Source organism: Pleomorphochaeta sp. (assembly GCF_050031695.1).
In the GTDB taxonomy this organism is placed as follows: domain Bacteria; phylum Spirochaetota; class Spirochaetia; order Sphaerochaetales; family Sphaerochaetaceae; genus Pleomorphochaeta.
This window is the reverse complement of the sequence record NZ_JBNAIC010000076.1, coordinates 65,141-81,438: the sequence shown is the minus strand read 5'-3', so window position 1 is coordinate 81,438 and position 16,298 is coordinate 65,141. Positions and strand designations below refer to the sequence as shown.

Below are 16,298 nucleotides of genomic sequence, written 5' to 3'. Positions count from 1 at the left end.
TTAGTAATTTTTTTGTTTAAAATTGCTTTTTATTAAATAATCTGCTATTCTAGTATATAAATAATAATAAGTGAGGTGGAAGTTAATGAAATCAAAGAAAATTACATTAAAACAAATTGCTGATGAAGCAAATTTATCAACAGCAGCAGTTTCTATGATTTTATCAAAGAAAAAATTAACACGCTTTAGTGAAGACACTATAGAAAAAGTAAATAAAATAGCTAACGATTTAGGCTATATTAAAAACACTGAAATAAAATCTTCTAAAAGTATTATTATTATTTGCCCATCTGTTTATAATCCATATTATTCAACCTTAGTTCAAGGTATTGAAATTCAAGCAGCAAAGTTTGGAATAAGAACTTTTATTAAGAACACTTACTGGGATATTGAAGTTGAAAAAGATATTTTAAAATTTGCTAAAAAAACTCAAGTATCAGGAATAATATTTACAATGATTCCTCAACTTGCAAATGAAGTATTAGATTACTGCAAAAACATTCCACTTGTTGCAGTTGGAGATTTTAACAACAATTATCATTTTGATACAATAGACTTAAATAATTATGAAGCAGGGAAAAAAGTTGCTAGACATTTAATAGAACTTGGACATAGAAATATAGCATATATTACTACAACACTAGATTCATATCATAGTGCTAGAGTTAGAAGAAAAGATGGGTTAATTGCTGAATTAAAGGATAATAAAATAAAAGACAAACTTGTAATTTGCTCTAAGAATATAGAATCCCCTACTGAGCTCAACCATCCTGACATTGAATATCAAACAGGATACGAATTAGCAAAACAATGCTTAATTAAACATCCTGAAATTACAGCAATGGTTGGAATAAACGATATGATAGCTTATGGAATAATTGATGCTATCCTCGATTCTAATTTACAGGTACCACAATCAATTAGTGTCTGTGGTTTTGATAATATATTTGCATCTAAATTTAGAAGTTTAAGCCTTACTTCTGTAGAAAACTATATAGTTCAAAGAGGAAGAAGGGCGTTAAATTTAATTAATAGTAGAATCAATAATAGTGAATTTCACGATGAAGGAATAACTAATATTACAAGAATAGAATATACGAGTAAATTAGTTAAAAGAGATAGCACAGCTATCCCTAGAAGCTATTAATAAAACTTTTTAAATTTTTCTCTAATAAATAGCTGTTAACAAACAGCTATTTATTTTACTCACTTTATCCTTATTTACTAATTATAGTTTCTAATGCAACTTCCATCATTTGAGTAAAGGAAGTTTGTCTATCTTTAGGTTCGACTTTAGTATTCCTAATTAAATCATCACTAACTGTTAAAAAAGTTAATACATCTACTTTATATTTTGCACCTAAAGCATATAATTCTGCACTTTCCATCTCAATTGCTAAAGTGTTATATCGCTTGATTAAATCATTAACTTCTTTTGCATTATCCATATAGAACAAGTCAGTTACAAATACTGTACCAACCTTTACTTCTAAATTATTTTCTTTAGCAGTATTATATGCTTTATATAATAAATCAAAACTTGGAACAGCAGCAAAGTTTATATTATTAAATCTTTGTTTATATATCGCACTATCAGTATGAGTTCCATTTACTAATACTAAATCTCTTAAATGAACATTTTCATTAATTGTTCCACATGTACCTATTCTAATTAAGGTCTCACATCCATAATCGTTAATTAATTCATTTGCATATATTGAAAAAGATGGCATTCCCATACCAGTTCCTTGAACACTAATCTTTTCACCTTTATATATACCTGTATAACCTAACATTCCTCTAATATTATTATAGCAAACAGCATTTTCTAAATAATTCTCTGCAATATATTTTGCTCTAAGTGGATCTCCTGGCAACAATACTTTTTTTGCGATTTCCCCATTCTTTGCTTCAATGTGTAAACTCATGACTTTTTCTCTCCTTATTGTTTTAACTATTATATATAAGAAACAATCTTTTTTAAACATTGCTTATTATAAAAAAGTTTTTTTGGTTAAAGTGAAAATAAATAATAGTTACTATTTATTTTCGGACAAATGTCCTAGAAATACAGTTTTTTTTATCTCATAATAAAAGCATCAAAGGATAAATAATATGAATGAACTAATTAATGAAGCAACAAAATATGTAAAGCAAATTTTTATAAATGATTTTAGTGGGCATGATTATTACCATACTGAAAGAGTATATAAATTAGCAAAAGAAATATCAAAAAATGAAGATTGTGATATAGAAAAAGTATGTTTAGTTGCTTTATTACATGATGTTGATGATCATAAATTATCTAAAAAAACTAACAAGAATCAAGATAATGCGAGATTATTTCTAACTAATCACAACTTCAATATAAAGGAAATAGAATCTATATTAACTGATATAAACAATATATCTTTTAGTAAACATATAGATTCATCACAACTTTCAATAGAAGCAAAGATTGTTCAAGATGCTGATAGAGTAGATGCTATTGGAGCAATAGGAATTGCTAGAGTTTTTGCATATGGTGCAACCCATAATAATCCTATATATGATCCCAATAATAATAATTCTTCTATAAATCATTTTTATGAAAAACTTTTAAAACTTGAATCAACAATGAATACCATCATTGGTAAAAAAATAGCAAAAGAAAGAACAATTTTTTTACAAAAATATTTAAATCAATTCTTCAAAGAATGGAACTTTGAAGGCCTTTAAATTTTAATTTAATGTCATCTATAGATAAAACTTAATTAAAGGAAAAACAATGGAATCAATTATTGATAATAAAAACTTAAAAACAGAAGGTGCAAAAAAACAACTATGGTTTAGAGATAAAATGCCTCTAGTTAAATTAGTAAACAAACAAATAAAAGAAAACTTAATATTTAAAGATAAAGTAATAGCTATTTGCATGCATATAGAACCAAAAACTGCATTTTGGATTGAAGGTTTATTAGATGGTGGTGCAAAACATATCTATTTAGTAGGTTGTATTGGCACAACAAAAAAAGAAACTGCTGCATATTTATCATCTTTAGACAATATAACAGTTTTAGGTAAAGAAGATGATGATTTTGAAACTCATCAAAAATACTTATCTATGATTATGGAAAATAAAATTGATATATTTTTAGATAATGGAGGGAGTCTTATTTTAGCTCATAATAAATCTAATGTTAATTGGAATCCAATTGGAGCTAATGAAGAAACAAGATCGGGTAAATTATATATAGAAAAAAATAATGTTAAAGCTAATTACCCAATTATTGTAATCGATGATTCTCCTGTTAAACAATTATTAGAAAACGCTATAGGAGTTGGGCAATCTGTTGTTGACGGGTTTATGAGATCAACTAGTCTTCTAGTTGGTGGAAAAAACATTTTAGTAATTGGTTATGGTTTTTGTGGTAGTGGTGTTGCTACAAAATTTAAAGGACTAGGTGCTAATGTTCTTGTATTTGATAGAGATCCTATCAAAAGACTAAAAGCTCTAGCTGACGGATATATAGTTGATAACTTTGAGAATTTATTGAAAAAGGCACAAGTAATCATTACTGTAACTGGATCTTGGGACGTAATAAATGAAAAGCATATTCAATACTTAAAAGACGGTGTAATCTTAGCAAATAGTGGCCATTATGGATTTGAAATAAATGTTGAATCTCTTAAAAAGAAAGCTATAGAAATAGTAGAGGTAAAAAAAGGAATAGAAAGACTCGAAATAGATAAAAAAAGTATCTTTTTATTAGAAAATGCTACCCCATTAAATCTAAGTGCAGGAGATGGCAATCCTATAGAAATAATGGATATAGGTTTATCTCTTCAATCTCTTTCTGCTATTAGATTATTAAATGATTATAACGTAAAAGAAAAGACATTAATAAAAGGCTTACAAAAAGTACCTAAAGATATAGATAAACACGTATCAGAAAATATGTTAGATTTATTAAAATAGATTAAAACTGGCTCCTCGTGAGCCATTTTTAATATTCACCATATTGTTCTAATAAGTTTAAATCTAAAATAATAATTTTTCTTTTATTTCTTTTTACCATATTTAAACTTTCAAATTTTGCTAATGTCCTTCTATAATGTCTATCAGTTACACCAAAATATTGAGCAATAGTTGATGTATCAATTTGAATTTCACTAGAATTACTAATTTTACACAAATCAATAATATAATTAGCTAACCTTTTATCAAAAGGATATAATAAATTAGAAGACTGTTTTAATGATGCTGTTTTTAATTTTTCAGCTAATGTCTTAGCTAAAAAATAATTAAAAGAATTTAACTTAGAAAAATAAGAATCTATATATTTATAATCAATAGAAATAAAAATAGAATCAGTTGCTGCAATTACACCATGATAAATATTATCATGAGAAAAATATTCTAAATCTCCTAACATAGAACCAGGATTACTATAATCAATAATTACAAATTTACCATTTTCTAGAGAAGGTGCAATAATCATAGAACCATCAACTAGAACATATAAATTTTCAACTTTATCACCTTCATAATATATTTGCTCTCCTTTTTTAAAAGAAACAACTTTTATATACCTAAAATATGATTTATCATCTTCTAATAGCATATTAGAAAAAATGTTTAAATAATACTCTTTCTTTTCTTTATTTTGAATTATTCTCAATTATATAAATCCTTTCTAATCATATTTCAACTTTTAATATATTGAAATTATCGTAATTTGCTAAATTTAAAAGCTAAGAATTATTTTAATTTTACCAAGATTTCATCATTATCTCAATTCCTGCATTTTGACCAACAGCTTCTATCTTTTTTCCATTTTGTTTATTACTAAATTTTAATAGAATATTCGCTGAAAGGCCTTCTTTTATGAAGTCATTCATAACCCCATTTTTTGGGGATGCTAAAGACAAAACTGAATCTATTGTTGATGAAACATTAACTTCTATATCACCTTTTATAAAAGTAATATCTATTTGATTATCTTTTAATATGTTGAATTTGAGTTTTGACCTATTATAGGTCGCAAATCTATATTCTTTATTATCTATAAAAAGAGAACAAAAGAAACCTTTAAATGAGAACCCTAAAAAAGGAATGGTAGCAACTGAAAGTGCTAATTTAATATCAGACTTAGAAAAATGATTACATTGAAGCCAAATATATTCTTTTGGAAATGATTTACCCCAATCTTTTTCCATATATCCTAAACCATCATTAAAATCAATTTCTTCTCCTTTAATATTAAGAGAACCTTTTATTGTGTGATTCATACTAATTATATGATGATTACATTCCATTTTAGGTATATAACTAAAATATCCCATAATATTAGGACATAAAAGAGAATTATTTAATGGCTCTAATTGATTAAAATGCAACTCACCTTTTATATTTATATCAGCCTCTTTTAAATCTATATAAATATTATTTTCTTCAAATATAGTGTTATTTATAGTTACTTTAAAAGGATTATCTTGGCAATTAAATTGATTTACATCATATTTAAAATAATGAGAAGTAAGTGTTTTATTTTTATCACTTATAATGCATTGAATAAAACAATGTGGATCTAAAATATTATAACTAATACCTGGAATAAAGCTAATAGTATATAAGCCATTTTTTGAAACTTGTTTATAATACCATCCTTCAAAATAATCATCATGAATTGCATCTTTCTTTCCTTGAAAACCAATTTTGTTATAATGTCTATTCACTTATATATCCTCAAATATTTATTAGAATATTTAATTATAACATATTTTTATCATACAAGTATTGTAAATATAAAATATATTTAATATCTACATTTTCACCTTTTTATAATTATACCTAAATATTGAGATAACTCTGCAGCTTGGAAAGTATCAACTATAATACCTTTTAATTCTTTTAAACTATCAGATAATCTGATATTAGAAATATCTGAAGTTGAAAAGTCTATATCTTTTAACATAGTATTAAAGAATTCTGAAGATGAAAAATTACTTTTATCTGTATTAAAATTTCTTAATTTACAATCATTAAAAGAAGAATCAATAAAAGTTGAATCACTTATTAAAACATCATCTATATTAGCTTCAAAATTTGTTACATAGTTAAAGTTTGAATCATTAATTATGATATTAGAATATTTTGCTGAAATAAAAGATGCCCCCATAAATTTACAACTTGAAATTGTAATTTTATCAAGATGTGATTTATCAAATTCACAATTTAAAAAAATACAATCAATAAATATACAATTCAAAAAAGTAGAGTTCTCAAAATCACATGTACTAAATTCACAATTTTTAAAATAGCATGATTCAAAATTCAAATAGTTAAAATCAACATTAATATGATAAGCTTCTTTAAAATTAATTGATTCTATATAATTATCATCAATTATTCTAATATATGTTTTTAGATTTGAAATTTCTAAAAAAGAATTGCTATCTAATTCTATTGAACCTGTGATCTTCTTTTTACTTTTAACTTTTTTTTCTTTTTTCATATTTATCACCATTTAATAAATATATTAACATAATAATAAATATTATTTATGTTCTATTACAAAATCTTTAAATTCATCTAACATTAAAGGTTTACTAAAATAATAACCTTGAATATTTTTACAACCTATAGAATTTATATATTTAAGTTGTTCTTGAGTCTCAACACCTTCACTTATTAAATTCAAATCTAATTCTTTTGATATTTTAACAATTATTTTAGCTAAAGTTCCATTATCTTTTTCAGGATAATCTTTAATAAAAGCTCTATCTATTTTAATCTTATCAATGAGTAATTCTTTTAAATATTTAAGAGAAGAGAACCCAGTTCCAAAATCATCAAGAGCTATGCTCAGTCCATTATTTCTAAACTTTGATAATTTCATATTTACTTCTTTTATATCAGATACAACAATACTTTCAGTTAATTCTAATTCAAACTTTGATAAATCTATATCATATTGTTTTGATAAAGCAATAATTCTATCAAATAGATTTTCATCATTAAATTGAATTGAAGAGACATTAATAGATATTTTAAATTCTTTTGGTAGATCATTCTTTATTTTATTATAATCTTTAAATACTTGTTCAATTACCCAATACCCAATATCTATTATAAAACCATTGTCTTCAGCAATTGGTATAAAAAAGAAAGGGGATACCACACCTAAGTTAGGATTATTCCATCTAAGTAAAGCCTCAGCCCCTGTAACTTTAAAGCCTTCACTATCAACTTGTGGTTGATAATTTAAATATAATTCATCATTAACAATGGCATTCTTCAAATAAACACTCATTAAATATTTTTTCTGAATTGAATCTCTAACTTCTTTTGAAGAAAACACTATATTCTTATTTTCTGCTTTTGCACTTTCAAGTGCTACTTTAGAATTTTTAAATATTTCTATTGCACTATCTCCATCTTTAGGATATATGGAAACACCACTTTTTAAATTAAAGAAAATATCTTTATCACTTAAAAAAAAGTCTTCTTTATCAATTTCTTCAATTAACTCTTTAATAAAATTAATAATATCATCCTGTTCATCATAAGATAAAATACCTACTACAAAAGTATTAGTTGATATCTGAGCTAAAAAATCATTATATGATATTTTTCTTTGAATCATATTAATAAAATTTGAAACAATTATTTGTACTTCATTAATATCTTTATCAAAAAAGATTTCGTCATAATTTGTAATAGATAAACTAATTATTCCAAAAGCGTCATTCTCTTTTACACTTTTTTCCATAAGTTTTAATAATAGGTTTTGGTTTGGTAGATTAGTTTCAAAATTATAATCTTCAATTTTTTGAAGATTCTTCTCTTTTTCTTTCTCTTTTGTTAAGTCAGAAAAAATTCCGACATACTTTTGAATTGAACTAGAATATTTGTTTTCTATAGCATATATTTTTAAAAATTTAGGATAAAGTAAACCATTTTGTTTTCTATCCCACATCTCACCTTCCCAGTATTTATTCGTATTAATAGAGTTCCACATATCTTTATAGAACTCATCTGAATGTAATCCTGATTTAAAGTAATTTGTCTTTTTAGAATTGAGTAAATCGCCTCTTGAATATCCTGTAATTTTTTCAAAAGCTTTATTTACAAATATGATATTAGTTTTTCTATCAGTTATAACAACAGCATCATTTGTGTTATCAGAAACTAGATTAGTAAGAGCAAGCTGTTCTCTATCTTTATTTTTTGAATAAATGATAGATACTGCTAATATTATCATCAAATCAGAAACTATTAATACAATTAATTGAATTAAAGTAAGATTAAAAATAATATTATTTTGCATAATTGGGAGATTATTAATTTCAAAAGATTGAACTAAATAAAAAACTAAAGGATTAATAAAATCTTCAGATTTAATCTGTGCTATTGAATACAAAACTCCATTAGAAATAAAAGTACTATTGATATCCTTTTTTTCAAAGAAATCAGGTAAATCATTTTGTATATTATAATCAACATCATCAAACATAAAAGAAAAAAGCTTTCTTTCATCTTTATTATAAATATAATAACCCTCTTCATTTACAAGAGAAGCTTTTATCTGATAGTTATTATTTAACTCAAAATTTGTCTTTATTAACTCTAAAATATCTTCTGCTAAATAATTAATTACAACTACACCCATAAATTCATTATCTTTTATTACTGGAGTTGTAACTCTAAATAAGGCTTTATAAGGTGTTTCTATTTTCCCATTTTCAATATTTAAATCAATAGGTGAAAAATAAAAGCTCTCATCTTCTAAATTAATAGAATTTAAAAAGTAATATCTATCTCCTTTATATTGCAATAAAGAATCTTCAACTATTTCTATATTAGAAGTAGAATTATTAACTCTAATCTTTTCATACCCATCTTTATCAATAAATCGAATTTGATCAAAGTTTGATTTACTTTTTGCTAATCTAGCAAACATTTGAGCTGTTTCATTTTTATTATAATCTGTATTATCGTCTAAATATGTATTAAGTTCATTAGAATTTTTAATCACCAATAAATCTTTTGAAAGTTCACTCTCTATAAATGTTACTAATAAATCAATTTCAATAGCTTTTTTTTCATTTTCTTTTTCTATTAATTGTAAAGAACTGTTCTTTTGATCATTAAAACGAACATTAAACAAAAAGATAAAAACAATAGTAAATGGAATTATAAAATATAAACTTCTTTTAAAAATAAACTTATAATCTTTTTTAGTAAAATCTGGTTTTTCATCTAACATTAATAGAACTCCATAGTAAGACTTTTTATTGATATTATAAGAAAAATCAATAATAGTTAATATGAAAAATTGAGTTTTTAAAATAAAATAAAAATTTTACATTCAATTTACAAACGCTAGTATTTTATCAATCAATACCCTAAAATACTAATTCTATCATAGCTAAAAATATTTCCTTACAATGAAACAAATTATATCTCAATATACACTAATATTATTGTTAGGAAAAAAACTATGTTTTGCATAAATTAATTAAATTTCACAAAATATTTGCGCAATAAAGTTATTTATAAAGGAAACTTTTTTATATAATTACTTTGATATTGTAAATTGTAAATTATAAAATTCAGGTCTTAAATAATACTTACACCTTGCAATTGGTTCAGGTATAGAATTATATAAAATACTTTCACAAAGAATAAGTTGTGAGTCAAGTTCAACAGGTAAAAACTTTACTTCAATTTCATTAGCCTTTATAAGTTTAAAATCTATTGTAAACTTATTTGCTGAAGAATAGATCTTTTCATTCATTAAAGCTTCAACTTGTTTTTTATCTGATGTTTTAATATCTAAAAGTTGAAATATGTCCATTGAAATTTGAACAAAAGAAAAACCTGCAATATCATCTTTAGTATGATATACATTATTACTAGCTAAAATAATACAACTATCATTTAAGCCTAATTTCTGTCTTGCTATATCTGTTGGTGGAGAAAAATTATAAGAGAATGTTGTATTAATTACATCTTCAGTACATAAATGAATCATCGGATTTACAATATGACTACTTAAAACTTTATCCTGTCTCTTTTTAACTATAGTTCCTTTCCCTTGAGCTTTTATAATTAAACCATCTTCTCTAAGTATAGCTAATGCTTGTCTTAATGTATTTCTACTTACATCATATTTTTTAGAAAGAGCTGTCTCTCCTGGCAAAAAATCATTTTCTAAATAAACACCATTCATAATATCAGAATAAAGTTTATTATATACATTTACATATGCCGGTATATGGGGATTCATTACCATATATCTCTCCTTTTATAACACTTTTTATTAATCTAAAATTTTATCTATTTAAATAATATATATATTTCTTGACAAAATCAATATGGATGTTATACTTGGGATAAATTATTAAACAAGTGAACAACTTGTTCAAAATATTAAGAAGGTAAAAATGATACTTAAATGTACTGATGAACATGAGACAATATTAATAAATTTTTTAAAGAAAGAGAGAATATATAATACTTTTATATTAGCTGATATTTCATATTATGGATTTAACAATGAATTTCAAAAAATATACATGGATTTAGATGAGAATAATAAATGTTGTTTCGTATATTTAATATTTCATAATAATTTAATCATATCTGGTAATCAAAAAAATATTAACCTTACATTTATATTAAAAACTTTTGAACATAATATAGATATAATTATGGGAAAATCAGAGCTATTACTTACTATAAAAAAAGTCTTAGACACGGATGAATACGTTTTTTCAAATAAAAAATTATATGTTTTAAATAACGATAATAAACTTTATTCAAAAAAAATAGCAAAAGTAGCTAACGCTTCAGATTTAGATAGCATTCATACATTTTTAAACAGTATTAGTGAATTTAACAATATGTATTCTTCAAAAGAGATGATTAATAAGAGATTAAATTCTAATGAAGGGAATCATTATATTTTAGAACAAGATAATATGATTATTTCTCATGCTAATAGTGCAGCAAAAACACTTTATTCTTGCATGATTGGAGGTATTTCCACAAAAAAAGAATTTAGAGGTAAGAATTATGCTAAAAAGATAGTTTCGCAAATCTCAAAAGATTTATTAGAAGAAAATATAACACCGTGTCTATTTAGTGAAAGGGATATTAATCATTCCTTTTTTAAAGATATTGGTTTTGAATTATATGGTTTTTGGGGAACAATATCGCTAAATAATAAAAAAAAATAAAAACAGTAGAAATTATAGGTTATAGTAATTTATAACCCAAAGGAGAAAATATACATGAATAACAATTCAGTAAAAACAGTAGTATTAGTTGCAATTGGTGCAGCTCTTTATGGATTAGGGGGAATGATTTGTATTCCTATTTTTGCAGAAGTAACAATTAAACCAGCAATGGCAATTCTAGCATTATTTGCAGGTGTTTGGGGCCCTTTAGTAGGTTTCTTTGTAGGATTTGTAGGCCATTGGATTACTGACTTATTCATGGGTTGGGGAGTATGGCCAACATGGATGTTAGGTTCAGGTATCGTTGGTATAGTTATTGGGGTTTTTCCAAAAATCTCTAAAAATTGTGTTGAAAATGGTGAGTTTGGTAAAAAACAATATTTCCCATTTATTTCTCTTGCTGTAGTTGGTAACTTAGTAGGTTATATGATTAGTGCAGTTCTTGACTATTTCTTATTCGCAGAACCACTTGATAAATCAATTGTTCAACAATTAATAGCATCAGCTGCTAATGTATTTGTTATCGCTACTCTAGGTATAGTGTTAATGAAATTAGTTGCAAATAAAAATAAAAGCAATCAAAATTTAAGTTTTGATGAGGATGATGATTAATGATTAGGTTTGAAAATTTTTCCTTTACATATAAAGGACAATCTATCCCAACTTTAAAAAATATTAATTTAACAATTAATGATGGTGAAAAAATTTTTATAATAGGTCCATCTGGTAGTGGAAAATCCACATTAGGTAATTGTATAAATGGTTTGATTCCACATACCCTTCCTGGAAAAATTGAAGGAAGTTGTATAATAAATGATTTAAATTTAGAAAAATCATCTATTTATGATATTAGTAAAAAAGTTGGAACAGTTCTACAAGATAGTGATGCTCAATTTGTTGGATTAACAGTTGCTGATGACATTGCATTCGCATTAGAAAATCAAAATACTACAAACAAAAAAATGGACACTATCGTATCTGAGATGGCTAAAGATGTAAATATGGAAAAATTTTTATTCCATAGTCCTCAATTATTATCTGGTGGTCAAAAACAAAGAGTCTCACTTGCAGGAGTACTAGTTGATGATGTCGATATATTACTTTTCGATGAACCTCTTGCAAACTTAGACCCAAAAACTGGTGAAAAAGCGATTACCATTATTGATGATATTCATAAAGAAACTAATAAAACAGTTGTTATTATAGAGCATAGACTAGAAGATGTTTTACTTAAACCAATTGATAAAATCGTTTTAATTGATCAAGGGGAAATAAAGTTTTTTGGAACACCAAAAGATTTACTTTTAAGCGATACTTTAGCTCGTTTTGGAATAAGAGAACCTCTATATCTAGATGCCTTAAAAAAAGCTAATTGTGATTTATCTAATCAAGATCTATCCAATCTTGATTCTATAAATATAAAAGACTCTTATGAAAAATTTAGCACATGGGTAAATGCAAATTCAAAAAATCCAAAAGAAATATCTGGTAAAAACATTTTATCTTTAAAAGATATTTCTTATAACTATGATGGTAAAAAGAATGTGTTAAATAACATCTCCTTCGATGTAAAAGAAGGCGAAATGTTATCTATTTTAGGAAAAAATGGTGCAGGAAAATCTACCCTAGCCAGTATTATTATGGGAATTTATAGCCCTGATTCAGGTTCAATTGAAGTTGATGGAGAGGATGCGATAAACGATACTATTCTCTCTCGTAGTAACAAAGTTGGATACGTTATGCAAAATCCTAACCATATGATTTCTAACAATCTTATATATGATGAAATAGCTTTTGGACTAAGAAAAAGAGGTATCGGAGAAAAAGAAGTTAAAAAAAGGGTTTTAGATGCACTAGAATTATGTAAATTAAAGAAATATAGAAAATGGCCTATCTCAGCACTTTCTTATGGACAAAAGAAAAGAGTTTCTATTGCTTCAATTTTAGTAATGCGTCCTAAAATCTTGATATTAGATGAACCAACTGCTGGTCAAGATTACAAAAGATATAAGTTAATGATGGAATTTTTAAAAGAATTAAATGAAAAAACTAATATCACTATTATTTTTGTAACACACGATATGCACTTAGCTTTAGAATATACTCCTAGAGCTATAGTATTAGCTGATGGTCAATTAATTGATGATGATAGAGTTTCTAATATTTTTAGTAATGAAGAAATATTAGAAAAAGCTAATTTAAAACAAACAAGCCTATATGAACTTGCAAAGAAGTATGAAATTGAAGATATCCCTAAATTTATTGAAGGATTTATTCAAGAGGATAATACTGAGAAAGTTGAAACAAAATTTGAAGATTATAAGAGTATCCCTGATATTGAAATAAAAAATTCTAAAAAACAAAAGAAGAAAAAGAAAAGTCAAAAATCATCAGCTTTTGGTGTTGGCTTAACTTATATGGGAGTAAAATCATTTCCTGATTCACTTAATGGAGTTTCAAAATTCATTTTCTTTATATCTTGGATCTTTATGATTTTATCAACATTAGATATTAGAATATTATTTCTATCATTTATCAGTTCTCTTATTATTATGAAATTAACTAATGTAAGTTTTAAAAGATTTAAACCATTTTTCATAGCAATGTGCTTTTTTGTAGTTGTTAATTTATTATTAATATTTTTGTTCTCACCTAAACAGGGAGTTATGTTAATTGGAAGTGAAACACTATTATTTGGAACAGGATCCTATGCAATAACACTTGAAACTTTATGGTATTTAGCATCTGTTGGATTAAAATATTTATCTATTTTACCAATTGCCCTATCCTTTGTAGTTTGTACACAACCAAGTGAATTTGCTTCATCATTAAATAAATTACATATTAGTAAAAATATTAGTTATTCAGTTTCACTAACTCTTAGATATTTACCACAAATAATATCTGATTACAAACATATATCAAGTTCTCAACAATCAAGAGGTGTTGATATATCTAATAATGCTGCGTTTATGACTAGAGTTAAAAACCTTGGTGGTGTTTTCGCCCCATTAGTTTTAACTTCACTTGATAAAATAACTATCATTTCTAATGCAATGATATTAAGGGGTTTTGGTAAAGCTAATACAAGAACATGGTATTACTCATCAAAACTAAAACTTAGAGACTTTATTGTAATATTCTTAATTCTATTTGCTTTTGGTTATAGCTTATATAGTCGTTTCTACTTAAATATTACAATTTTTTATCCATTCTAGGAGGTTTAAATGGAAAAAACAATCGTTATGCTTACTGATTTTGGTAAAGGCATATCAACTTCTACTATGGATGGTGTTATCTCAATGATAGATCCATCAATAAAAACATTTGATTGCAATCATGATATTACACCATTTGATACGTATGAAGCATCATTTTCACTATTTTATATAATTGATTATTGGGCAAAAGGTACAATCTTTGTTTCTGTAGTTGATCCAACTGTTGGGACTGATAGAAGAGCTTGTGTTGCAAAATTATCTAATGGTTCTTATGTTGTAACACCTGATAACGGATCATTAACACATATGAAAAAATATGTTGGTATTGATGAAGTTAGAATAATTGATGAAGAAAAAAACAGATTACAGAGCACAAAAGCATGCAGTATATTTCACGGTAGAGACTTATTTGCTTACTGTGCTGCAAAACTGGCTAGTGGTCAAATAACATATGAAGAAGTTGGCCCAAAATATGATACAGAAGATATTGTAATGCATGAATTTATTAATCCCTGTATTGTAGATAATCAAGTTGAAGGTATGCTTGAAACAAGTGATAAACACTTCGGTTTAATTTGCTCAAATATCCCTTACAAGATGGTACAAGAACTAGGTATTAATTATGGTGACATTCTAAATGTAACTATATCTAATAGTGAAGAAGTAGTTTACTCAAAAGATATCCCATTTGTTAAGAGTTTTGGATTTGTAAATAAAGGAGATGATTTATTAATGGTTAGTGAAACTCTTCAATTACAATTAGCAAGAAATCTAGAAAACATTTTAGACTATTATAAATTTGGTACTGGACCAGATTGGAAAATAAAGATTAATAAGAGGTAATAAATGAAAAGAAATATTGTAATGCAGTCCGATTTCGGAATAGATAACTATCTTGTATCTTCTATGCATGGAATATGTAAACGTGTAAGTCAAGATTTAGAAATATTTGATATAACTCATATAATTCCTCCTTTTGACATTAAAAAAGCTTCAAAGATATTATCTTCAATAATTCCATGTTGGCCTGAAGGAACAGTTTTTGTATCTGTAGTTGATCCTGGAGTGGGAACAAGTAGAAAAGCATCAGTTGCTCTTTTAAAAAATGGATATTATGTAGTATCTCCTGATAACGGAGCATTTACAGATTTAGATAATATGTATGGAATTGAGGAAATAAGAGAAATAGACGAAGAAACTAATAGGTATAAAAACATTGAAGAAGTTAATATCTTCCATGGTAGAGACCTATTCTCATATTGTGCTGCTAAACTTGCTGCTAATGAAATTACATTTGAAGAAGTTGGCCCAAAATATGATTTAAGTGAAATTGTTAAATTTGAATCTTATCCATATAGTATTACTCAAAACAAAGTAGAAGGTATAGCAGTAGGGTCTAAAGAATACAATTTTGGAATTATGGATACTAACATTCCTAACAAAGAATTTGTCAAATCTAATATTAAATTTGGTGATGATGTTAAAATATCTTTTATCTATGATGAAAAGAGTGAATGTGAAATTAAAACTAAATTTGTTAGAACTTTTGGGGAAGTTCCAATTGGACAACCTTTAGTCTACAATGAAGTAGCATTATTTATTGGAATTGCAATAAATCAAGGAAATTTTGCACAAACTAATCACTTAGTTGATGATAGAATCTATAATTTAGTGATTGAAAAAATATAGAGTAAATTAATGGACATTTGTTTAACCACTAATAAACAAATGTCCTATTTCTTTCATTAATAACTATAAAAAGTTCTACAAATTAAACAAAAAAACTACAACTTTTTGTAATTAAATATTCATATTATTTCTTTTTACTATAATGAATTATAGAGAACATTA

General features: G+C 25.4%; 14 protein-coding genes. 8 read left to right on the top strand and 6 right to left on the bottom strand.

Going from position 1 to position 16,298, the window contains the following annotated elements; genetic code table 11:
* Nucleotides 1-85: 85 nt before the first annotated feature.
* A complete protein-coding gene (locus ACPKM0_RS12855) occupies nt 86-1,147 on the top strand; it encodes a LacI family DNA-binding transcriptional regulator (RefSeq protein ID WP_472476544.1) in 1,062 nt (353 codons plus the stop codon).
* 70 nt (nt 1,148-1,217) lie between these two features.
* Here ACPKM0_RS12855 and deoD read toward each other — a convergent pair whose 3' ends face one another.
* A complete protein-coding gene (deoD, locus tag ACPKM0_RS12850) occupies nt 1,218-1,928 on the bottom strand; it encodes a purine-nucleoside phosphorylase (protein ID WP_472476542.1) in 711 nt (236 codons plus the stop codon).
* A 187-nt stretch (nt 1,929-2,115) separates the two neighbouring features.
* Between deoD and ACPKM0_RS12845 the strand changes: the two genes are divergently transcribed.
* Together ACPKM0_RS12845 and ACPKM0_RS12840 are read left to right on the top strand one after the other, a co-directional pair.
* Nucleotides 2,116-2,718: an HD domain-containing protein gene (locus ACPKM0_RS12845; RefSeq protein WP_472476540.1), complete on the top strand. Its 603-nt coding sequence runs from the start codon at nt 2,116-2,118 to the stop codon at nt 2,716-2,718.
* A 49-nt stretch (nt 2,719-2,767) separates the two neighbouring features.
* Nucleotides 2,768-3,958, top strand: a complete 1,191-nt coding sequence (locus tag ACPKM0_RS12840) for an adenosylhomocysteinase (RefSeq protein WP_472476538.1) — start codon at nt 2,768-2,770, stop codon at nt 3,956-3,958.
* Between the two features lie 28 nt (nt 3,959-3,986).
* On the opposite strand, the gene ACPKM0_RS12835 is transcribed toward ACPKM0_RS12840, so the two are convergent.
* The 5 genes from ACPKM0_RS12835 to ACPKM0_RS12815 form a co-directional block, all read right to left on the bottom strand.
* Nucleotides 3,987-4,661, bottom strand: a complete 675-nt coding sequence (locus ACPKM0_RS12835) for a Crp/Fnr family transcriptional regulator (RefSeq protein ID WP_472476536.1) — start codon at nt 4,659-4,661, stop codon at nt 3,987-3,989.
* Nucleotides 4,662-4,752: 91 nt separating this feature from the next.
* Nucleotides 4,753-5,718, bottom strand: a complete 966-nt coding sequence (locus ACPKM0_RS12830) for a tocopherol cyclase family protein (RefSeq protein WP_472476534.1) — start codon at nt 5,716-5,718, stop codon at nt 4,753-4,755.
* 95 nt (nt 5,719-5,813) lie between these two features.
* Entirely contained in the window at nt 5,814-6,497 is a 684-nt protein-coding gene (locus tag ACPKM0_RS12825; protein WP_472476532.1) for a pentapeptide repeat-containing protein, read from the bottom strand.
* A 42-nt stretch (nt 6,498-6,539) separates the two neighbouring features.
* The gene (locus ACPKM0_RS12820; protein ID WP_472476531.1) at nt 6,540-9,251 is read right to left on the bottom strand and encodes a bifunctional diguanylate cyclase/phosphodiesterase; all 2,712 of its coding nucleotides are present in this window, start codon (nt 9,249-9,251) and stop codon (nt 6,540-6,542) included.
* A 312-nt stretch (nt 9,252-9,563) separates the two neighbouring features.
* Nucleotides 9,564-10,274 (bottom strand): GntR family transcriptional regulator, encoded by a 711-nt coding sequence (locus ACPKM0_RS12815; RefSeq protein ID WP_472476529.1) that lies wholly within the window; start codon nt 10,272-10,274, stop codon nt 9,564-9,566.
* Nucleotides 10,275-10,431: 157 nt separating this feature from the next.
* Between ACPKM0_RS12815 and ACPKM0_RS12810 the strand changes: the two genes are divergently transcribed.
* From ACPKM0_RS12810 to ACPKM0_RS12790, 5 genes are read left to right on the top strand one after another with little or no spacing between them, the layout of a single operon-like run.
* On the top strand, nt 10,432-11,226 hold the full coding sequence (locus ACPKM0_RS12810; protein ID WP_472476527.1) for a GNAT family N-acetyltransferase: 795 nt from the start codon (nt 10,432-10,434) through the stop codon (nt 11,224-11,226).
* 54 nt (nt 11,227-11,280) lie between these two features.
* Complete coding sequence (locus tag ACPKM0_RS12805; protein ID WP_472476526.1) at nt 11,281-11,838, top strand: ECF-type riboflavin transporter substrate-binding protein; 558 nt, start codon at nt 11,281-11,283, stop codon at nt 11,836-11,838.
* Complete coding sequence (locus ACPKM0_RS12800) at nt 11,838-14,444, top strand: energy-coupling factor transporter ATPase (RefSeq protein ID WP_472476524.1); 2,607 nt, start codon at nt 11,838-11,840, stop codon at nt 14,442-14,444. Before ACPKM0_RS12805 ends, ACPKM0_RS12800 begins: the two co-directional genes overlap by 1 nt.
* Nucleotides 14,445-14,453: 9 nt before the next feature.
* Nucleotides 14,454-15,290: an SAM hydrolase/SAM-dependent halogenase family protein gene (locus tag ACPKM0_RS12795; RefSeq protein ID WP_472476522.1), complete on the top strand. Its 837-nt coding sequence runs from the start codon at nt 14,454-14,456 to the stop codon at nt 15,288-15,290.
* A gap of 3 nt (nt 15,291-15,293) precedes the next feature.
* Nucleotides 15,294-16,136: an SAM hydrolase/SAM-dependent halogenase family protein gene (locus ACPKM0_RS12790; RefSeq protein WP_472476521.1), complete on the top strand. Its 843-nt coding sequence runs from the start codon at nt 15,294-15,296 to the stop codon at nt 16,134-16,136.
* The last annotated feature ends 162 nt before the right edge of the window (nt 16,137-16,298 follow it).